This window comes from Streptomyces sp. RKND-216, assembly GCF_004795255.1.
Lineage (GTDB): Bacteria > Actinomycetota > Actinomycetes > Streptomycetales > Streptomycetaceae > Streptomyces > Streptomyces hazeniae.
The window spans coordinates 4,962,150-4,983,770 of record NZ_SSBQ01000002.1 but is presented as its reverse complement, the minus strand read 5'-3'; the positions used below and the strand labels follow the sequence as shown (position 1 = coordinate 4,983,770).

Below are 21,621 nucleotides of genomic sequence, written 5' to 3'. Positions count from 1 at the left end.
GGCCTAACGGACCAATCCGGCGCACGCCCGTCACGGTCCGCGCCGGAACGGCGTTTCACCGCCCGCTCCGGGACCGTTCCCGGACGGCTTCCGCAGCACACTACGACGACGGACACGATGATCCAAGAGGACGAACCCGAGGCGATCCGGCGCGGCGCCGGCGCCGGCGAGAGCAGCCGCGCCAGCCGCGACTGGTGGGACGACAACGCCGACGACTACCAGCGCGAGCACGGCGACTTCCTCGGCGACCAGCGGTTCGTATGGGGCCCGGAGGGACTGGACGAGGCCCGCGCGCGGCTCCTCGGCCCGGCGGGCGCGCTGCGCGGCCGGGCGGTGCTCGAGATCGGCGCGGGCGCGGCACAGTGCTCGCGCTGGCTGGCCGCCCAGGGCGCCCGGCCGGTCGCGCTGGACCTCTCGCACCGCCAGCTCCAGCACGCGCTGCGCCTCGGCGGCGCGACCTCCGCCGCGAAGGGTGTGCCCTTTCCTCTGGCAGTCCCTCTGGTGGAGGCCGACGCGGCCGCCCTTCCGTTCGCGGACGGGAGCTTCGACCTGGCCTGCTCGGCCTACGGCGCGCTGCCGTTCACCGCCGAGCCGGTGCGGGTGCTGCGCGAGACACGGCGGGTGCTGCGCCCCGGCGGACGGTTCGTCTTCTCCGTCACCCATCCCGTGCGCTGGGCGTTCCCCGACGAGCCGGGGCCGGAGGGCCTGACCGCGACGTCCTCCTACTTCGACCGCACGCCCTACGTCGAGCAGGACGCTCACGGCCGCGCCGTGTACGTCGAGCACCACCGGACGCTGGGCGACCGGGTGCGGGACGTCGTGGCGGCCGGCTTCCGGCTCACAGATCTGGTGGAACCCGAGTGGCCGCCGGGGAACCGGCAGGAGTGGGGCGGCTGGTCCCCGCTGCGCGGGCGGCTGCTGCCCGGCACGGCGATCTTCGTCTGCGACCGCGACGACTGAACGACGGCGGAACCGCCCCAGGAACCGGGACACAAGGGGCGCTGGGAGACTGGGGCACGTGCTGCGTACCGACGTCCTCGACCGCCTTCCCGTGCGGGACTGCCTGCCCGCCCTGACCGACGCGCTGGACGGCCACGGCACGGCGGTGCTCTGCGCACCCCCCGGCACCGGCAAGACCACGCTCGTCCCGCTGCACCTCGCGGGGCTCCTCGGGCCCGCCGTCGCGCACCCGCCCGCCCGGCGGGTGCTGGTCGCCGAACCGCGCCGGATGGCCGCCCGGTCCGCGGCCGGCCGAATGGCGTGGCTGCTCGGCGAGGAGCCGGGCGGCACCGTCGGGTACAGCGTGCGCGGGGACCGGCGCGCCGGGCGCCGCACACGGGTGGAGGTCGTCACCACCGGCGTGCTCCTGCAACGCCTCCAGCGCGACCAGGAACTCGGCGGAGTGGACGTCGTGCTGCTCGACGAGTGCCACGAACGGCACCTGGACGCCGACACCGCACTGGCCTTTCTGCTCGACGTGCGGGCCGCGCTGCGGCCCGGACTGCGGATCGTGGCCGCCTCCGCAACCCAGGACAGCGACGCCTGGGCGCGGCTGCTCGCCACCCACGACGAGGCGCCGGCCGCGCCCGTGGTGCAGGGCGCCGGCCGCGCCTTCCCCGTCGAGGCGCGGCACGCCGCGCCGCCCGCCGCCGTCCGGCCGTCGCACGGCACCTGGGTCGACCCGGCACTGCTGCGGCACGTCGCGGGCACCGTGCGGCGGGCGCTGACCGAGGTCGAGGCGGGCGACGTGCTGTGCTTCCTCCCCGGTGTCGGGGAGATCGGCCGCGTCGCCGGGCTGCTGGAGGGCTGCGGGGCCGAGGTGCTGCAGCTGCACGGGCGGGCACCGGCTTCGGTACAGGACGCGGTGCTGCGCGGCGGCGGGCGCGGCGGCGGGCGCGGCGGCGCTGCGGAGCGGCGCGTCATCCTCGCCACGTCGGTCGCGGAGTCCAGCCTGACCGTGCCGGGCGTGCGGAGCGTGGTCGACTCCGGGCTGGCCCGCGAACCGCGCACGGACCACGCACGCGGCCTGGGCGCTCTCACGACCGTGCGGGTCTCGCGGGCGGCGTCCGCTCAGCGGCAGGGCCGGGCGGGCCGCGAGGCGCCCGGCGTCGTGTACCGCTGCTGGGCACCCGCCGAGGACGCGGGGCGCCCGAAATGGCCCTCGCCGGAGATCGCCCTCGCCGACCTGACGGCCTTCGCGCTGCACACCGCCGCCTGGGGAGAGCCGGACGCCGCCGGCCTGGCGCTGCCCGACGCGCCACCCGCCGGGGCGATGGAGGCGGCCCGCGAGACGCTGCGCGCCGTCGGCGCTGCCGGCGCGGACGGCCGGATCACCGAACGCGGCGCGCGCATGGCCCGGATGGGAGTGCACCCGCGCCTGGCGCGGGCCCTGCTCGACGGCGCCCCGCGAGTCGGAGCCCGGGCGGCGGCTGAGGCGGTGGCGCTCCTCAGCGAGGAGCCGCCGCGCGACTACGGCGACGACCTCGCGGATGCACTGCGTGCGGCGCGCCGGGGGCGCGACGCGTACGGCGCGCGGTGGGCGGCGGAAGTGCGGCGCCTGCATGGCGCGCTGCGAGCGGCGGACGGCGCGGACGAGCAGGGGGCGGGGCCGGAGGCGAACGGGGAGCAGGGCGGTCCGGTCGACGCGCGGCAGGCGGTCGGTCTGATCGCGGCGCTCGCGCACCCCGAACGAGTGGCGGCGGCGCGCGGCGGACGCAGCTGGCTGATGGCGGGCGGCACCCGCGCACAATGCGCTGACGGCTCACCGCTGCGCGGCGCCGGCTGGCTCGCGGTCGCGGTGGCCGACCGGCCCGTCGGCTCGCCGGCCGCCCGGGTCCGGCTGGCGGCCGCCATCGACGAGACGACGGCGCGCGAGGCGGCGGCCGCGCTGCGGCAGGAGAGCGAGGAGGTCCGCTGGGACCCGGACCGCGGCGACGTGGTGGCGGCGCGGACCGAACGACTGGGCGCCCTCGAACTCTCCGTCCGCCCGCTGGAGCGACCCGACCCGCAGGCGCTGCGGGCCGCCGTGCTGGACGGTCTGCGCCGCGAAGGCACCGGTCTGCTGCGGTGGACGCGGGACTCCCGCGCCCTCCGCGAACGGCTGGCCTTCCTGCACCGCGAGCTGGGCGCCCCGTGGCCCGAGGTCTCCGAACGCGTGCTGCTCGCACGCGCCGACGAGTGGCTGGGCGCGGTGGCGAACCGCGCCGACCTGGCCCGTACCGACGCGGGAGAGGTGCTGCGCGGGCTGCTGCCGTGGGCGGGAGGGGAGGCCGCGCGCCTGGACGCACTCGCCCCCGAACGGGTGGAGGTCCCCTCCGGCTCTCGGGTGCGGGTCGACTACGCGGCGGAGCAGCCGGTGCTGGCGGTGAAGCTCCAGGAACTCTTCGGCTGGCAGGAGACGCCGCGCATCGCGGACGGGCGCGTGCCGCTGCTGGTGCACCTGCTGTCGCCGGCGGGGCGGCCGGCCGCCGTCACGGGTGACCTGGCGGGATTCTGGCGCGAGGGATACCGGGCGGTGCGGGCGGAGCTCCGGGGTCGCTACCCGCGGCACGCCTGGCCCGAGGACCCCCTCTCCGCAACGCCCACCCGTCGCGCCAACCCCCGTCGCTGACCCAGGCGGGAGCGCGGCGGCACGGTCGACGCCGTCCCCGCCCTCCCCACGACGTCACGGGGGGGGGGCGGGGCACGCCGTTACGTCGTGGAGGACGAGGGGGACGGCGTGGGGGTCGGCGTCGGCGTCGGCGTGGGGGTCGGCGTCGGGGTGGACGGGGCGGCGGTCACCTTGACGGTGAGGACGAGGGAGCCGCCGCCGGGAGTGGTGAGCCGCAGTCGGTAGTCGGCGGGCTGCTCCCCGGCGTGCAGGTCGGGCAGCGTGACCCGTCCCTCCGCGTCGGTGCGCACCTGGAGCGTGTGCAGCTCGGCCTCGCCCTCACCGGCGAAGTAGGGGCCGGTGCCGGCCGGGAGGGGCTCGCCGGCGGCGTCGAGCACCGTCGCGGTCACGGCCACCCCGGCGGCGGCTTCGCCCTCGTACGTGGCCTGGAGCTGCACGGCCGGGCAGACCGTGCCGGCCGGGGCCTGCACGGGGTCGCCTTCGCCGAGGCGCTGCAGCGTGTCCGCCTCGGGTTCGGGTGCGGGCGCGACGGTCGTGGTGAACTCGGCGGCGCGCACATCGCCGTGACCGACCACCGTCGCGACGACCGCGAACGTCCCGGCGCGGTCGCCGGCCAGGAGGGCGGGCGCGGACGCGGCGCCCTCCTCGTCCGTCCGCACCTCGATGGTCCGGGCGCCGCGCGGGAAGCGGGCCGCGGTGTCGCCGACGATCTCGTAGCGCACCCGGGCCTGGGCGACGGGGTCGCCGTCCTCGGCCGTGACGCGCACGGGGTATCCACCGGTGTGCTTCTCCCCCGCTGTGACCGTGACCTCCGCCGCGCCGACGCGCTCCAGCACGGCCGGCACGTCCTCGGCGGGTTCGGTCGGGTCGGTCGGCTCGCCCGGGTCCGTGGGTTCGCCCGGTTCGGAGGGGTCGTCCGAGGGGTCGTCGCTCGGGTCCGGGTCCGGGTCCGGGGACTCCGACCCCCCGGAGGGGTCGGGGGACGGCTTGCCCGTCCCGGAGCCGCCCGAGGACGAGCCGTCGTCGCCGCCCGCGCCGGGCGACGTGGGCAGCGGGCCGGTGCCGTCGGGCACCTCGTGGACGCCGTCGCGGTAGAACTCCAGCCAGGACAGGACCGTGCGCAGGTAGGCGCTCGAGTTGTTGTAGCTGAGGATCGCCCGGTCCAGGTCGGCCTTGACGGCCAGGTCCCGTTCGCCGGCGCAGAGGTAGCCGCCCGCGGCCAGCGCCGCATCGTAGATGTTGTTGGGGTCGGAGCGGCCGTCGCCGTTGCCGTCCGCGCGCCACTTCGCCCACGTGGAGGGGATGAACTGCATGGGGCCGACGGCCCGGTCGTAGGCCGTGTCACCGTCGTGGACGCCGTTGTCGGTGTCGCGGATCTCCGCGAAGCCCTCGCCGTTGAGTTGGGGGCCGAGGATGGGGTCGAAGGTGGTGCCGGCTTCGTCGACCGCGCCGCCGCGGGCCTGACCGGATTCCACCTTGCCTATCGCGGCGAGGAGTTGCCACGGCAGGTTGCAGGCGGGGTCGGAGCCGGATATCGCGCGCTCGGCCTTCTTGTACGCGGCGAGCACCGTCGCAGGGATGCCGGACTGGTCCGGGCCGACCTCGCCGCCCTCCTCGGGCGGTGCGGGAGTGGCGAGCGGCGGCAACTCCGTGTGGTACGAGTCGTCGCCGGGGCCGGCGTCGGGCACCGAGCCGGAGGGGACGTCGCCCTCGGTGCCGCCGCCCTGCGCGAGTCCGATGCCGGGCGCCTGGGAGGCGGTGAGCGCGGCCATGGCCGCGGCCGCGATCGCCGCGCTGCTCACCCCTCTGCGGAGTCGCGCGGAGCCGAAGTCGGTCTGCTTGGCAGCTGCGTGCCTGCCCCGGTATCGCCCCATGCTCAGGACACCCCTCTCCCCCGGCGACCCACGTCGACAGGTGACCACATCGACACGTGACCCTACGGCATTCCGCTGTCCGCGTCAGCGGGCTCCGGCATCGAAACCGGGCCCGTCCGCCGCTGCGGCCCCCGCCGCCCCGTGGCGCCTCAGTGCGCCGCGGACTCCCAGTCGGCGCCGGACCCGACGGACACCGCGAGCGGGGCACGCAGCGAGACCGCGCCGGTCATCTCCCGGCGCACCAGCTCCTCGCACACCTCCCGCTCCCCCGGTGCCACTTCGAGCACGATCTCGTCGTGCACCTGGAGCAGCATCCGGGAGGACAGGTGCTCCGCGCGCAGCGCCTCGTCGACGCGCAGCATGGCGACCTTCACGATGTCGGCGGCGGTGCCCTGGATGGGCGCGTTGAGGGCCATGCGTTCGGCCATCTCCCTGCGCTGCCGGTTGTCGCTGGTGAGGTCGGGAAGGTAGCGGCGGCGACCCATGATGGTCTCGGTGTAGCCCGTGGCACGGGCCTCGTCGACGGTGCGGCGCAGGTAGTCGCGCACGCCGCCGAACCGCTCGAAGTAGCCGTCCATCAGCCTGCGCGCCTCCTCGGGGGTGATCCCGAGCTGCTGCGACAGACCGAACGCGGACAGGCCGTACGCCAGGCCGTAGCTCATCGCCTTGATCTTGCGGCGCATCTCGGGGTCGACCTGACCGGTGGGGACGGCGAAGACGTGCGAGGCGACCGTGTCGTGCAGGTCCTCGCCGCCGGTGAACGCCTCGATCAGTCCCGCGTCCTCGGAGAGATGGGCCATGACGCGCAGTTCGATCTGGCTGTAGTCGGCGGTGAGCAGCGAGGCGTACCCGTCGCCGACGCGGAAGCCGCGACGGATCGCGCGGCCCTCGTCCGTGCGGACCGGGATGTTCTGGAGGTTGGGGTCCGTGGAGGACAGCCGCCCGGTCGCGGCGACCGTCTGGTTGTAGGTGGTGTGGATGCGGCCGTCCACGGAGACCGTCTTGATCAGGCCCTCGACGGTGCTGCGCAGCTTCTGCTGCTCGCGGTAGCGCAGCATCTGCACCGGCAACTCGTGCTCGGTCTGCCCGGCGAGCCAGGCCAGCGCGTCGGCGTCGGTGGTCCAGCCGGTCTTGGTCTTCTTCGTCTTGGGCAGGCCCAGCTCGCCAAAGAGGACCTCCTGGAGCTGCTTGGGGGAGCCAAGGTTGAACTCGTGCCCCACCGAGGCGTGCGCGGCGGCCACGGCCTGCTCCACGGCTTCGGCGAACTGCTGCTCCATCTGCGACAGCCAGTCGCGGTCGGCGCAGATCCCGGCACGTTCCATCCGGGCCAGCAGTTCGGAGGTGGGCAGCTCCAGGTCGCACATCAGCTCCACGGCGCCGACCTCCTCCAGCCGGTGCCCGAGCACCTCGCCGAGATCGAGGACGGTGCGGGCCTTGCTCATCAGGGCGTCGGCCTCGGCCTGCTCGTCGGTGCCGAAGGCGAGCTGCCCGCCGCCCTCGGCGGCCGCCGGAGCCAGCTCCCGGCCCAGGTACTCCACCGACAGGCCGTCCAGGGCGAACGAGCGGCGGCCGGGCGTGACCAGGTAGGCGGCGAGAGCGGTGTCGACCCGGACGCCGGCGATCCGCCAGCCGTGGTCGGCGAACACGCGCATCGCGGACTTCGCGTCGTGCAGGACCTTGGGGCGTTCCGCGTCGGCTGTCCAGGCGGCGAACGCCTTCTCGTCGGCCTCGTCGAGCTGCGCGGGGTCGAACCAGGCGGCCGGGCCATCCGCCGTCGCCAGGGCGACCTCGCTCACGCTGCCGGTGCCCTGCTTCCACGCCGCGACGACGGCCATGCCCAGCGGCCCGCCGGAGCCGTGCTCCGCGAGCCACCCGGCCAGCTCGCCGTCGCCGATGACGGTGCCGTCGACGGTGACGCCCTCGGCCGGTTCGGCCGCCTCCTTGGCTGCTCCTGGGTCGACGGCGAACAGCCGCTCCCGGAAGTTGGGGTGGCGGAACTCCAGCGCGTCCAGCACGACCTGGAGAGCCTCGGTGTCGTAGGGCTGCCGCCCGAGGCCGGCGGGGCCCTCGTCCAGCTCCACGTCCCGATCCAGCTCCGTCAGCCGCCGGTTCAGCTTCACCGACTCCAGGTGGTCGCGGAGGTTCTGGCCGGCCTTGCCCTTGACCTCCTCGACGCGCTCCACCAGCTCGTTGAACGAGCCGAACTGGTTGATCCACTTCGCCGCCGTCTTCTCGCCCACCCCCGGGATGCCGGGCAGGTTGTCCGAGGGGTCGCCGCGCAGCGCGGCGAAGTCCGGGTACTGGCTCGGCGACAGGCCGTACTTCTCCTGCACCTTCGCCGGCGTGAAGCGGGTGAGCTCGGAGACGCCCTTCGTGGGGTAGAGGACGGTCACGTCGTCGGTGACGAGCTGGAGGCAGTCCCGGTCGCCGGTGACGATCGACACCCTGAAGCCGTCCGCGGCCGCACGCGTGGCCAGCGTCGCGATCACGTCGTCCGCCTCGAAGCCCTCGACGGCGAACCGCTTGACCCGCATCGCGTCCAGCAGCTCCCCGAGCAGCTCCACCTGGCCGCGGAACTCGTCCGGCGTCTTGGAGCGGTTCGCCTTGTACTCCGCGAACTCCTCCGACCGCCACGTCTTCCGCGACACGTCGAACGCCACCGCGAAATGCGTCGGCGCCTCGTCACGCAGGGTGTTCGCCAGCATGGAGGTGAAGCCGTAGATCGCGTTCGTCTGCTGGCCCGTGGAGGTGGAGAAATTCTCCGCGGGCAGCGCGAAGAACGCGCGGTAGGCGAGCGAGTGCCCGTCCATGAGGAGCAGGCGCGGTGCGGTGTCTTCAGGTGCTGTCTTGGCCACGCACCCGATACTCCCACGCCCCGCCGACAACGCCGTCCGGACGTGCCGGGGCCCATCGCCGGGGCGCTGTCGCACCGGCATGCGACGATCGGTACATGACGCGAGAACCGCCCGCCGAGGACCCGGCACAGGACGCCCCGCAGGCCGACGGCCCGCAGCGGGCCGCCGCCGGCCTGCCCGCCGTCGGCCACTCGCTGCGGCACGCCACGGCGCAGATGGGCGTGCGGCGCACCGCGCTCACCCTGCTCCACGTCAACCAGCCCGACGGCTTCGACTGCCCCGGCTGCGCCTGGCCCGAGCCGGAGCGCACCCACCGGGCGGAGTTCTGCGAGAACGGCGCCAAGGCCGTCGCCGAAGAGGCCACGCTCCGCCGCGTCACCCCCGACTTCTTCGCCCGGCATCCCCTCGACGACCTGGCCGGGCGCTCCGGCTACTGGCTCGGCCAGCAGGGCCGGCTGACCACCCCGATGTACCTTCCCGAGGGCGCCGACCGGTACGAGCCGGTGTCCTGGGACCGCGCGCTCGACATCGTCGCGGGCGAACTGCGCGCCCTGGACTCCCCCGACGAGGCCGTGTTCTACACTTCCGGCCGCACCAGCAACGAGGCCGCGTTCCTCTACCAGCTCTTCGCCCGCGAGTTCGGCACCAACAACCTGCCCGACTGCTCCAACATGTGCCACGAGTCGTCCGGCTCCGCGCTCACCGAGACCCTCGGCGTCGGCAAGGGCAGCGTGCACCTGGAGGACCTGCACAAGGCCGAGCTGATCATCGTCGCCGGGCAGAATCCGGGCACCAACCACCCGCGCATGCTGTCCGCGCTGGAGGAGGCCAAGCGGGCCGGGGCGCAAATCCTCACCGTCAACCCGCTGCCCGAGGCGGGCCTGGCCCGGTTCCGCAACCCGCAGACCGCCCGCGGCCTCGCCGGGCGGGGCACCCGGCTGACCGACCTCTTCCTCCAGATCCGCATCGGCGGCGACCAGGCCCTCTTCCGCGCCCTGGCCCGCCTGGTCCTCGAAGCCGAGGCGACCGACGACGCGTTCATCGCCGAGCACACCCACGGCTTCGACGCGTACGCGGCCACCGCCCGCGCCGCCTCCTGGGACGAGACGCTGCGGGCCACCGGCCTCACCCGCGAGGAGATCGAACGGGCCGGCCGCATGGTGCTGGCCTCCCGCCGCACCGTGGTGTGCTGGGCCATGGGCCTCACCCAGCACAAGCACGCGGTGCCCACCATCCGCGAGATCGTCAACCTGCTCCTGCTCCGCGGCGACGTGGGCCGCCCCGGCTCCGGCGTCTGCCCCGTCCGGGGCCACAGCAACGTGCAGGGCGACCGCACGATGGGCATCTTCGAACGCCCGACGCCCGCCTTCCTCGACGCTCTGGAGGCCGAGTTCGGCTTCGCACCGCCCCGCCGGCACGGCTACGACGTGGTGCGCGCGATCCGCGCCCTGCGCGACGGAAACGCCAAGGTCTTCCTCGCCATGGGGGGCAACTTCGTCGCCGCGAGCCCCGACACCGCCGTCACCGAGGACGCCATGCGCCGCGCCCGCCTCACCGTGCATGTGTCGACCAAGCTCAACCGCTCCCACTGCGTCACCGGAGCCCGCGCCCTCATCCTGCCGACCCTGGGTCGCACCGAACGCGACACCCAGGCCGGCGGCGACCAGTTCGTCACCGTCGAGGACTCCATGGGGAAGGTGCACGCCTCACGCGGTCGCCTCGACCCCGCCGACCCCGCCCTGCTGTCCGAACCGGCCATCGTCTGCCGCCTCGCTCGCCGTGTACTGGGCGACGGATCGACCACACCCTGGGAGGACTTCGAGCGGGACTACGCCCGCATCCGGGACCGCATCTCCCGCGTCGTGCCCGGCTTCGAGGACTTCGACGCCCGCGCCGCCCGTCCCGGCGGCTTCACCCTCCCCCACGCCCCGCGGGACGAACGCCGCTTCCCCACCGCCACCGGCAGGGCCACCTTCACCTCCGCGCCGGTGGAGTACCCGCACGTGCCCGAAGGGCGGCTGCTGCTCCAGACCCTGCGCTCGCACGACCAGTACAACACCACCGTCTACGGCCTCGACGACCGCTACCGCGGCATCACCGGCGGCCGCCGCGTCGTCTTCCTGCACCCCGACGACGCCGCCGAACGCGGCCTGCCCGACGGCACCTACGCCGACCTCACCAGCGAATGGCGCGACGGCGTCCGCCGCACCGCGCCCGGCTTCCGGGTCGTCCACTACCCCACCGCCCGCGGATGCGCCGCCGCCTACTACCCCGAGACCAACGTGCTGGTGCCGCTGGACGCCACCGCCGACGTGAGCAACACCCCGGCCAGCAAGTCCGTGGTGGTCACGGTCACCCCCGCCGCCGGACGACCCGGGGCCGATGATAGGAACGGGACGGACACCCCACGCCCGGCCCGCGGCGGCCGGCGCAGCTGATCGGAGCCGTTGAGCATGGGCGAGCAGACCGCGACGAAGTTTCCGCCGGAGATCCTCGAACAGTGGACCGGCGTCGGCGTCGACCTCCCGTCGCTGTTCTCCGCAGGCCACCTCGGCGACCGCATGGGCGTCACCGTCGTCGAGGCCGCCCCCGACAGGGTCGTCGGCACCCTCCCCGTCGAGGGCAACACCCAGCCGTACGGGCTGCTGCACGGCGGCGCGTCCGCTGTCCTCGCCGAGACCCTCGGCTCCGTCGGCGCCATGCTGCACGGCGGCCCGACGAAGATCGCCGTCGGCGTCGACCTCAACTGCACCCACCACCGCGGCGTCCGCTCCGGCATCGTCACCGGCACCGCCACGCCGGTGCACCGAGGCCGCTCCACCGCCACCTACGAGGTCGTCATCACCGAGGAGAACGGCAGGCGGGTGTGCAGCGCCCGCCTCACCTGCCTGCTCCGCGACGCCTGACCGGCCGCCGACGGCAGGGGAGGCGGCGGGTGACCCAGCGTCACCCGCCCTATCCCCGCCCCGCAGCACCCGCGTCCGTCCCCGGACCGGCGACGCCCTTCTCCGCGGGCGGAACATCCCGGTAGGTGCCCCTGCGGGTGAATCCTCACGCTCGCCCTGGATACCACCCTCGCACTCACACAGCGTCACCTCACTCGTCGAGAGAACCACCGGACGGAGTGACGCGTGCCACACCCGGCCCCCTCCCGCGCCGGACGCGTACGGAATGCGGACTCTCCCGCGGCGCGCACCTGCGCGACACGCGAGGGAACTGCACCTTCGCCGTCCGCCAGGCGTACCTTTCATGCGCAGGGCATCTATCTCGCGCGACGATGACGTCCGTCATGACGCGCGTCATAACAAGAAAGTCACATCCTTCTCGTCACCTCTCCCCCGCCGCCAGCCCTCCCCTTAGAGTCACCGCCAGTCACCGCGCCGCCGGGCGCGAACTGTCAGAGCACGGATCCAGTACCACCCCCCAGTACGGCCCGGCGCGCTACACGGCCACTCACCTGAGTGCGCCGCGCCAGGGGAAAGGACTGATCGTGCGCCAGCGATCCCTCATCATGCTCACCACTGCGGTCACCACCGGAGCACTCGTGCTGACCGCCTGCGGCTCCCGCGACGACTCCAACGGCGGCGACAAGGGCGGCGAACGCGTCGTCCAGATCGGCCTCGACGCCCCGCTTACCGGCAACCTCTCCGCCATCGGCATCGGCATCAAGAACTCCGCCGAACTCGCGGTCAAGACCGCGAACAAGGAGAACACCGTCGACGGCGTCACCTTCAAGCTCGTCTCCAAGGACGACGTCGCCCAGACCACGCAGGGCCAGCAGAACGCCACCGAGTTCGTCGGCAACACCGACATGATCGGCGCCATCGGCCCGCTCAACTCCGACGTCGGCCAGTCCATGGCCCCCGTCTTCGCCAAGGCCGACATGGTCCAGGTGTCCCCCGCCAACACCAACCCCGCCCTCACCCAGGGCGTGGACTGGCAGAAGGGCGACAAGCAGCGCCCCCATGACACCTACTTCCGCACCTCCACCACCGACGCCATCCAGGGCCCGTACATGGCCGACTACATGTACAGCGACCAGGACCTGAAGAACGTCTACGTCATCGACGACAAGAAGACCTACGGCGCCGGCCTCGCCGGCACCTTCGCCGACCACTTCAAGAAGATCGGCGGCAAGGTCGTCGGCACCGACCACGTCAACCCGGAGGACAAGGACTTCACGGCCATCGCCACGAAGGTCTCCAACTCCAAGGCCGACTTCGTCTACTACGGCGGCGAGTACCCCGCCGGCGCCCCCCTCGCCGACCAGATCAAGCGCGCCGGCGCCGACATCCCCGTCGTCGGCGGCGACGCCCTCTTCAGCGAGGAGTACGTCAAGATCGCCGGCAAGAACGCCGAAGGCGACCTCGCCAGCTCCGTGGGCGCACCCCTCGAGACGCTCGACACCGCCAAGGCCTTCATCGACAACTACAAGAAGGCCGGCTACGAGCAGACCTACGGCCCCTACGGCGGCTACTCCTACGACAGCACCTGGGCCGTCATCCTCGCCGTGAAGGAAGCCGTCGAGAAGAACGACGGCCAGCTCCCCGACGAGATCGACGACGCACGCGCCCAGGTCACCGAGGCCATGCAGAACATCACCTTCGACGGCGTCACCGGCGCCGTCGGCTTCGACGAGTTCGGCGACAACACCAACCGCCAGCTGTCCATCTACGAGGTGAAGGACGGGAAGCACGTGCCCGCCAAGACCGGCACGTTCGAGGGCTGAGCCCCGGCACACCACAGGCCCACGGGCCCGTAACCCCACCCACAGGCTCCGCGGGGGCGTCTCGGCGCCCCCGCGAAGCCGTCTGAACTCCCATCCCCTCCGGAGGCTCCGCGGTGAACGATCTGCCGCAGCAACTCGCCAACGGCCTGCTACTCGGCGGGCTGTACGGACTCATCGCAGTCGGCTACACGATGGTCTACGGCATCATCCAGCTGCTCAACTTCGCCCACGGCGAGATATTCATGATCGGCGGCTTCGGCGCCCTCACCGCCTGGCTCTGGCTACCCGAAGGCACCAGCCTGCTGATCGCACTCCCCCTCATGCTCCTCCTCGCCATGGCGTTCTCCGTCATCGTCGGCGTCGGAGCAGAGCGGCTCGCCTACCGGCCCCTCCGCGGCGGCCCACGGCTCTCCTACCTCATCACCGCCATCGGCCTCTCCATCGCCCTCCAGCAGCTGGTCTGGGCCTTCTACCCCGACGGCCACAAGTCGCGCTCCTTCCCCCAGTTCTCCGGAGGCGGGTTCGACATCAGCGGCGTCAGCTTCGGCGGCGCCGACGTCTACATCCTCATCGCCGCCCCCGTCAGCATGATCGCCCTCGGCTTCTTCGTGTCCAAGACCCGCAGCGGCCGCGCCATGCAGGCCACCTCGCAGGACCCCGACACGGCCAAGCTGATGGGCATCAACACCGACCGCATCATCGTCACCGCCTTCGCCATCGGCTCCGCGTTCGCCGCCATCGCCGCCATCGCCCACGGCCTCAAGTACGGCGAAGTCAACTTCAAGATGGGCTTCATCGCCGGCCTCAAGGCCTTCACCGCAGCCGTCCTCGGAGGCATCGGCAACATCTACGGCGCCATGATCGGCGGCCTCGTCCTTGGCGTCGCCGAAGCCCTGGCCACCGCATACATCGAACTCCTCCCCGGCATGTCCTCCTTCGGCAGCGGCTGGAAGGACGTATGGGCCTTCGTCCTGCTCATCCTCGTCCTCCTCCTCCGCCCCCAGGGCCTGCTCGGCGAACGCGTCGCGGATCGGGCGTGATAACCATGACGACCACCACCCAAACCACACCCGTGCCCGACAACGCAGGCACCGGCGCCCCCACCCCCGGCACCCTCCCCCTGGGAGCGACCCCCGCGCGGATCCTCACCGCCGCCGGCGCCACAGCCACCCTCGCCAGCACGTTCCTCGCCTGGACCTGGACCCAGGCATTCCCCGGCAACCTCACCGTCTACGGCTACCCCGGCGGCCTCCAGGTCCTCACCCTCACCGGCGCACTCCTGACCCTCGCCTTCCTCCTCTCCGGACACGGCATCAAGGCACTGCGCTGGCTCACCCCCGGCGGCAGCAACAGCCCCGTGCTGCTGCTCGCCCTCGGCACCTTCGCCGTCACCTGGTACGCCGCCGGCGCCATCACCGTGACCCTCGGCGGCCTCGTCAACCTCGAACCCGGCGGCATCATCGCCGCAGCGGCCTCCCTCATCACCCTCATCGGCGCCCTCGGCCTCCCCGCCGACACCCCGCACGACCCCCACACCCCGCCCACCACCCCGCTGCACCGGTTCCTCCACAGCTTCAAGGCACCCGCCCCCGCAACGGCCAAGGCGCTGCCCCCCTGGGTGGAGATCCTCATCATCAGCGCGGCCGTCGCCATCGGCCTCTGGGTCTTCTCCTACGGCATCGCCACCCCCTACGGCGAACTCTTCATCGGCTTCCTGCTGCTCAGCGCAGCGGTCATCACCGCCGTCACCCGCGCCGGACTCAACCGCCGACTGACCGCCGTCACCGCGAAACACCGCAACATCACCGTCGCCGCGGCCTTCATCGCCGCCGTCGCCTTCCCCCTGACCCAGACCAGCGAGGCCTACGCCAGCCTCGGCGCCTACATCCTCATCTTCGCCACCGTCGCGCTGGGCCTGAACATCGTCGTCGGACTCGCCGGGCTCCTCGACCTCGGCTACGTCGCTTTCCTCGGCGTCGGCGCCTACGCCGCAGCCCTGGTCTCCGGTACCCCCTTCTCGCCCTTCGACATCCACTTCCCGTTCTGGCTCGCTGTCCTCACCGGCATCACCGCCTCGCTGGTCTTCGGCGTCCTCATCGGCGCCCCCACCCTGCGACTCCGCGGCGACTACCTCGCCATCGTCACCCTCGGCTTCGGCGAGATCTTCCGCATCGGCATGCAGAACCTCGACGGCACCTCCGGACCCGACATCACCAACGGGCCCTCCGGCATCCCCGACATCCCCGACCTCGTGATCTTCGGCTTCAACCTCGGCGAAGAACACACCGTCCTCGGCTTCGAAATCGGCCGCTTCGCCAACTACTACCTGCTGATGCTCGTCTTCACGGCCATCGTCGTGATGGTCTTCAAGCGCTCCGACAACTCACGCATCGGCCGCGCCTGGGTCGCCATCCGCGAGGACGAGACCGCGGCACAGGCCATGGGCATCAACACCTTCCGCACCAAGCTGGTCGCCTTCGCGCTCGGCGCCGCACTCGCCGGCATGGCCGGCACCGTCCAGGCGCACGTGACCTACACCGTCAGCCCCACGCAGTACAAATTCGTCGAAGCCGTCCCGCCCAACTCGGCCTTCCTCCTCGCCGCCGTCATCCTCGGCGGCATGGGAACCGTCAGCGGACCCCTCATCGGCGCCGCACTGCTCTACCTCATCCCCGAGAAGCTCGAGTTCATGGCCGAATACCAGCTCCTGCTGTTCGGCCTGGCCCTCATCCTGCTCATGCGCTTCCGCCCCGAAGGCCTCGTCGCCGACCGGCGCAAGAAGCTCGAGTTCCACGAAACGGACCAGCTCGACATCCCGAAACAGACCGGCCTCAGCAAGGCGGAGGCGTGACACCCATGACCACCACAACGAAGACCGCGCCCCCGCCCGCCGCGCCCGGCACCGGCGGCAACGTGCTCCATGCCTCCGGCGTCACCATGCGCTTCGGCGGACTCACCGCCGTCCGCGACGTCGAGCTCACCGTCGACAGCGGCGAGATCGTCGGCCTGATCGGCCCCAACGGCGCCGGCAAGACCACCTTCTTCAACTGCCTCACCGGGCTCTACGTCCCCACCGAGGGAACGGTCTCCTACAAGGGCAAGGTGCTGCCCCCCAAGTCGCACCTCGTCACCAAGGCAGGCGTCGCCCGCACCTTCCAGAACATCCGGCTCTTCGCCAACATGACCGTCCTGGAGAACGTCCTCGTCGGCCGCCACACCCGCACCAAGGAGGGCCTCTGGTCCGCCCTCCTGCGCGGACCCGGCTTCCGCAAGGCCGAAAGCGACTCCGAGGCCCGCGCCATGGAACTCCTCGAGTTCACCGGCCTCGCCGCCAAACGCGACCACCTCGCACGCAACCTCCCCTACGGCGAACAGCGCAAGCTCGAGATCGCCCGCGCACTCGCCTCCGAACCCGGCCTCCTGCTCCTCGACGAGCCCACCGCCGGCATGAACCCGCAGGAGACGCAGGCCACCCAGGAACTGGTCTTCGCCGTCCGCGACCAGGGCATCGCCGTCCTCGTCATCGAGCACGACATGCGGTTCATCTTCAACCTGTGCGACCGCGTCGCCGTGCTCGTCCAGGGCGAGAAGATCGTCGAAGGCACCCCAGAGGTCGTCCAGAGCGACGACCGCGTCGTCGCCGCCTACCTCGGCACCCCCTTCGAAGGCGAACCCGGCGAGGCGGAGGCCCAGGAGGTCGCCGCCGCCGAAGCCCACCACGACACCGACACCCCCGCCCCGGCCCCCGACGCCGACGCGGCCGGCGGCGCCGACAGCACCACCGGCACGGACGACGACACCGAAAGGTCCGCCGCCGACAAGGCCGGAACCACCCGCGCCGAAGAAGAGGGTGAGAAGAAGTGACCGCACTCCTCGAAGTCGAAGACCTCCGCGTCGCCTACGGCAAGATCGAAGCCGTCAAGGGCATCTCGTTCACGGTCGAAGCAGGCCAGGTCGTCACCCTCATCGGCACCAACGGCGCCGGCAAGACCACCACCCTGCGCACCCTCTCCGGCCTCCTCAAGCCCGCAAGCGGCAAGATCATGTTCGACGGCGAAGCCCTCGACGGCGTCAGCGCACACAAGATCGTCGCCAAAGGCATCGCCCACTCCCCCGAAGGCCGCCGCCTCTTCCCCCGCCTCACCATCGCCGAGAACCTCCAACTCGGCGCCTTCCTGCGACGCGACGCAGCCGGCATCGAAAAAGACGTCCAGCGCGTCTACGACCTCTTCCCCATCCTCGGCGAACGCCGCAAGCAAGCCTCCGGAACACTCTCCGGCGGCGAACAGCAGATGCTCGCCATGGGCCGCGCCCTCATGTCCCGGCCCAAACTGCTCATGCTCGACGAACCCTCCATGGGCCTCTCCCCGATCATGATGCAGAAGATCATGGAGACCATCAACGAACTCAAGAACTCCGGCACCACCATCCTGCTCGTCGAGCAGAACGCCCAAGCCGCGCTCTCCCTCGCCGACCAGGGCCACGTCATGGAGGTCGGCTCCATCGTCCTCTCCGGCACCGGACAGGAACTCATGCACGACGAATCCGTCCGCAAGGCCTACCTCGGCGAAGACTGAACCCCGCACACGGCGAAGGCGCCCGCCCCCGGAAAGGGGGCGGGCGCCTTCGCCGTACGGGAAACCGCGACGCCTACTGCTGCCGCTTCTTCTCCTCCGCGTCCTCGATCACGGCCTCCGCCACCTGCCGCATCGAGAGCCGCCGGTCCATCGACGTCTTCTGAATCCACCGGAACGCCGCCGGCTCCGACAACCCGTACTGCGTCTGCAGCACACTCTTCGCCCGGTCCACCAGCTTCCGCGTCTCCAGCCGCTGCTCCAGGTCCGCGACCTCCTGCGACAGCACCCGCAACTCCGTGAACCGCGACACCGCCATCTCGATCGCCGGCACGATGTCGCTCTTGCTGAACGGCTTCACCAGGTACGCCATCGCGCCCGCGTCCCGCGCCCGCTCCACCAGCTCCCGTTGCGAGAACGCCGTCAGCATCAGCACCGGCGCGATCGCCTCCTCAGCGATCCGCTCCGCGGCGGAGATGCCGTCCAGCACCGGCATCTTCACATCCAGGATGCACAGGTCCGGACGGTGCTCGCGGGCCAGATCGATCGCCGACTGCCCGTCGCCGGCCTCGCCGACGACGGAGTACCCCTCCTCCTCCAGCATCTCCTTGAGATCCATCCGGATCAGCGCCTCGTCCTCCGCGATGACGACACGCGTCGTCTCCGGCGGCACGTGGGCGCTCGCCGCTTCGGCGTCGGCGGGTTCGGTGGGCTCGGGGGCGTCCGCGGTGCTCACTGGGTTCCTCGTTTCCGCACGGTGGGACCTCCGACCCTATCGGTGTCCTGTATGGTGGTGACACAAGGGTGGTTGTCCCCCTTGCATTTGAAGGAGGCCCCGGTAGCCCAGCGGTAGAGGCCATGGATTCAAAACCCATTCAGCGTCGGTTCGAATCCGACCCGGGGCACTTTCCTTCAATCCCAAGGTCACCGGAAATCAACTGCAGCTTACTCGATCGAGTAAGCGGCGACGGGTTCGCCGACGCAGTTTCCAGCCGCTCCTCACGCTGGCTCGCATGTACGACGACACCGCCACGGGGGATGGGGCACTGACACCGCCCGGGCCGGCCCTCGGCCGCAATGCCGCCTGTCCGAGATGCTCAGGAAAGCGGGCACGCCCCGAGAAAGCCGACAGCTACCCACTCCGACGGGTGCCGGATCACGAACTGGACGACGCGCAGGATCGGCGGGGAGAGGAAGCGGTACGAGCACCCCCGGTACTTCTTCACCAACAAGTCCGACGACATCAGGCGCATCTTCACCGACACGCTGCGCAGCGTCGGCGTGGAGTGGACGGTCCTGGCCCGCGGTCACGCCCCTTCAACGTGTCGCTCGCCCGCAGGCTTCCGTGGCGTTGATGGACGCGCACGTCGGGCCGAAGTACTGACCTGGTCGAAAGGTCCGTGCGGTGGGGACGGTGCGTGCGGCAGCATGGGCGCATGTCCCCATTGACGCGCGACGAGGCGCAGCAGCGAGCCGGGTTCCTGGACGTCCACGAGTACGTGATCGATCTTGATGTGACGGGTGGGGAGGAGAGTTTCGGGTCCACGTCGACGGTGCGGTTCGCGGCGAGATCGGGGGGCTGGACGTTTCTGGACGTGCGGCCGGTGGTGCTGCGGCGGGTGGTGCTGGACGGTGTGGAGCTGGATGCGGGGCTGTTGTCGGACGGCCGGTTTCCGCTGGAGCTGGGTGCGGGTGAGCACGAGCTGCGGGTGGAGGCGGAGATGCCGTATTCGCGGACGGGTGAGGGCATGCACCGGTTCACGGATCCGGCGGACGGGCTGACGTATCTGTATTCGCAGTGCTTCCTGGATGATGCGCCGCGTGTGTTCGGGTGTTTCGACCAGCCGGATCTGAAGGCGACGTTCGCGGTGTCGGTGTCGGCGCCGGCGGAGTGGACGGTGCTGGGGAACGGGGTGGCCGAGCGGGTCGGTGAGGGACGCTGGGTGTGTGCGGTGACGCCGCGGATTTCGACGTATCTGGTGGCGGTGGTGGCGGGGCCGTACCACTCGGTGCGGGCGGAGCATGCGGGTTTGCCGTTCGGGTTGCATGTGCGGGCTTCGCTGGCGGAGTTCCTGGAGCGGGATGCGGAGGAGTTGCTGGAGGTCACGCGGCGGTGCTTCGACCGGTATCACGAGATCTTCGAGGAGCCGTATCCGTTCGACTCCTACGACCAGGCGTTCGTGCCGGAGTTCAATGCGGGGGCGATGGAGAACCCGGGTCTGGTGACGTTCCGGGACGAGAAGATCTTCCGTTCTGCGGCGACGGAGACGGAGGTGCAGGATCGTGCGGTGACGGTGGCGCACGAGATGGCGCACATGTGGTTCGGGGATCTGGTGACGTTGCGGTGGTGGGACGACGTCTGGCTGAACGAGTCGTTCGCCGACTACATGGGGTATCAGGTGCTGGCGGATGCGACGCGGTTCCGGGAGGTGTGGACGGATTTCGGTGCGGCGCGGAAGGGCTGGGGGTACGACGCGGATCAGCGGGGGTCGACGCATCCGGTGGCGCCGGAGCCGGAGTCGGTGCCGGACACGGCGACGGCGTTGCTGAACTTCGACGGGATCAGTTATGCGAAGGGCGCGAGTGCGCTGCGGCAGCTGGTGGCGTGGCTGGGTGAGAAGGCGTTTCTGGCGGGCGTGAACGAGCATTTCGCGCGGCATCGGTTCGGGAACGCGACGCTGGCGGATTTCGTGGATTCGATGGCGCGGGCGTCGGCGGACCGGGATGTGCATGCGTGGGCGGATGCGTGGCTGCGGACGACGGGTGTGGACACGTTGACGCCGGTGGTGTCGGAGGGGGCCGGCGGGTGGCGGGCGAAGGTGGAGCATGTGGGGATGCGGCCGCACCGGTTGGCGGTGGGGTTGTACGACCGTGTGGCGGGTGACCGGGCGCGCCTGGTGCTGCGGGAGCGGGTGGAGCGGGATGTGTCGGGGGACGGTGTGGGGTTCTCCGTGTCGGGTGAGGGGCCTCGGCCGGATCTGCTGCTGCTGAACGACGGCGACTTGTCGTACGCGAAGGTACGGCTGGACGAAGGGTCGTGGGAGGCGGTGCGGACGTCGTTGTCGGGGTTGCCGGGCGGGTTGTCGCGTGCGGTGGTGTGGAACGCGGCGCGGGACATGGTGCGGGACGGTCAGCTGGCTCCGGAGGTGTATCTGGAGGCGGTGCGGGCGCATCTGCCGCTGGAGGCTGACGAGTCGGTGGTGCAGGCGGTGCTGGCGTTCTCGCGGGGGGCGGTTGCGGATCGGTTCCTGGCGGGGCGGGAGCGTGCGGGGGCGTTGGAGCTGTTGGTGGGTGTGTGTCGTGCGCTGCTGGAGCGGACGGAGGCCGGCGGGGAGCCGGGGGTGCGGTTGACGGCGGCGCGGTGTCTGCTGCGGAGTTCGTCGGATGTGGCGGAGCTGCTGGGGTGGCGGTCGGCGGGTTCGGTGCCGGGTGGTCCGGAGCTGGATGCGGAGTTGGGGTGGTTGCTGTTGCAGCGGTTGTCGGTGCTGGGTGCGGTGGGTGAGCGGGACATCGCGGCGGCGCTGGCTGAGGACCGGAGTGCGTCGGGTGAGCAGGGGGCGGCGTGGTGCCGGGCGGCGTTGCCGGATGCGGGGGCGAAGGCGGCTGCCTGGGAGGCGTTGTTCGGTGGTGGGGATGCGTTGTCGAACCGGTTGTTCCGGGCGACGGCGGAGGGGTTCTGGCAGCCGGAGCCGGAGCAGGTGGAGTTGTTGGAGCCGTATGCGCCGGGGTTCTTCGATGCGGCGGTGGCGGTGTCGGAGCGGCGGGGTGCGGAGATCGCACGGGTGACGGGGGTTGCGGCGTTTCCGCATGCGGTGGCGGGTGACGAGGTCTTGCGGCTGGGTGAGGAGCTGTTGCGGTCGCGGGAGGTGATTCCGGCGTTGGGTCGGGTGCTGGCGGATCAGCTGGATGATCTGCGGCGGGTGCTGGCGGTGCGTGGGGCGGGGTGATCGGGGGTTCCGGGAGGAGGCCGGGGCTCGGT

The 21,621-nt window shown here is 71.8% G+C and carries 13 protein-coding genes, 1 tRNA gene and 1 pseudogene; 12 read left to right on the top strand and 3 right to left on the bottom strand.

The genetic code is table 11. From position 1 onward, the window contains the following. Positions 1-117: 117 nt before the first annotated feature. Positions 118-960: a class I SAM-dependent methyltransferase gene (locus E4198_RS21825; protein ID WP_136184652.1), complete on the top strand. Its 843-nt coding sequence runs from the start codon at positions 118-120 to the stop codon at positions 958-960. 58 nt (positions 961-1,018) lie between these two features. Further along, the gene (gene hrpB / locus E4198_RS21820; protein ID WP_136184651.1) at positions 1,019-3,610 is read left to right on the top strand and encodes an ATP-dependent helicase HrpB; all 2,592 of its coding nucleotides are present in this window, start codon (positions 1,019-1,021) and stop codon (positions 3,608-3,610) included. A gap of 80 nt (positions 3,611-3,690) precedes the next feature. On the opposite strand, the gene E4198_RS21815 is transcribed toward hrpB, so the two are convergent. Beyond that, a complete protein-coding gene (locus E4198_RS21815; protein ID WP_136184650.1) occupies positions 3,691-5,484 on the bottom strand; it encodes a lytic transglycosylase in 1,794 nt (597 codons plus the stop codon). 149 nt (positions 5,485-5,633) lie between these two features. Continuing rightward, the gene (gene polA, locus E4198_RS21810; protein WP_247597969.1) at positions 5,634-8,294 is read right to left on the bottom strand and encodes a DNA polymerase I; all 2,661 of its coding nucleotides are present in this window, start codon (positions 8,292-8,294) and stop codon (positions 5,634-5,636) included. A gap of 140 nt (positions 8,295-8,434) precedes the next feature. Here polA and E4198_RS21805 point away from each other — a divergent pair, with 140 nt between their 5' ends. From E4198_RS21805 to E4198_RS21775, 7 genes are all read left to right on the top strand, one after another. Beyond that, positions 8,435-10,777 (top strand): FdhF/YdeP family oxidoreductase, encoded by a 2,343-nt coding sequence (locus E4198_RS21805; RefSeq protein ID WP_136184648.1) that lies wholly within the window; start codon positions 8,435-8,437, stop codon positions 10,775-10,777. Positions 10,778-10,792: 15 nt separating this feature from the next. Next, the gene (locus E4198_RS21800) at positions 10,793-11,245 is read left to right on the top strand and encodes a hotdog fold thioesterase (protein WP_136184647.1); all 453 of its coding nucleotides are present in this window, start codon (positions 10,793-10,795) and stop codon (positions 11,243-11,245) included. 584 nt (positions 11,246-11,829) lie between these two features. Then, complete coding sequence (locus E4198_RS21795; RefSeq protein WP_168711491.1) at positions 11,830-13,068, top strand: branched-chain amino acid ABC transporter substrate-binding protein; 1,239 nt, start codon at positions 11,830-11,832, stop codon at positions 13,066-13,068. Between the two features lie 113 nt (positions 13,069-13,181). Continuing rightward, positions 13,182-14,108, top strand: a complete 927-nt coding sequence (locus tag E4198_RS21790) for a branched-chain amino acid ABC transporter permease (protein WP_027762473.1) — start codon at positions 13,182-13,184, stop codon at positions 14,106-14,108. Between the two features lie 5 nt (positions 14,109-14,113). After that, entirely contained in the window at positions 14,114-15,919 is a 1,806-nt protein-coding gene (locus E4198_RS21785) for a branched-chain amino acid ABC transporter permease (RefSeq protein WP_136184646.1), read from the top strand. Between the two features lie 5 nt (positions 15,920-15,924). After that, positions 15,925-16,932 (top strand): ABC transporter ATP-binding protein, encoded by a 1,008-nt coding sequence (locus tag E4198_RS21780; RefSeq protein WP_136184645.1) that lies wholly within the window; start codon positions 15,925-15,927, stop codon positions 16,930-16,932. Continuing rightward, on the top strand, positions 16,929-17,645 hold the full coding sequence (locus E4198_RS21775) for an ABC transporter ATP-binding protein (RefSeq protein ID WP_136184644.1): 717 nt from the start codon (positions 16,929-16,931) through the stop codon (positions 17,643-17,645). Before E4198_RS21780 ends, E4198_RS21775 begins: the two co-directional genes overlap by 4 nt. A gap of 73 nt (positions 17,646-17,718) precedes the next feature. On the opposite strand, the gene E4198_RS21770 is transcribed toward E4198_RS21775, so the two are convergent. Next, entirely contained in the window at positions 17,719-18,378 is a 660-nt protein-coding gene (locus tag E4198_RS21770; protein WP_136184643.1) for a response regulator, read from the bottom strand. 96 nt (positions 18,379-18,474) lie between these two features. Between E4198_RS21770 and E4198_RS21765 the strand changes: the two genes are divergently transcribed. The 3 genes and pseudogenes from E4198_RS21765 to pepN all read left to right on the top strand — a co-directional run bounded on the left by E4198_RS21765 (position 18,475) and on the right by pepN (position 21,589). Next, positions 18,475-18,547 (top strand) — tRNA-Leu (locus E4198_RS21765). A 232-nt stretch (positions 18,548-18,779) separates the two neighbouring features. Next, positions 18,780-19,026: pseudogene (locus E4198_RS25620) on the top strand (helix-turn-helix domain-containing protein); the annotation flags it as partial. 52 nt (positions 19,027-19,078) lie between these two features. Then, entirely contained in the window at positions 19,079-21,589 is a 2,511-nt protein-coding gene (gene pepN / locus E4198_RS21755) for an aminopeptidase N (RefSeq protein WP_136184642.1), read from the top strand. Positions 21,590-21,621 lie beyond the last annotated feature (32 nt).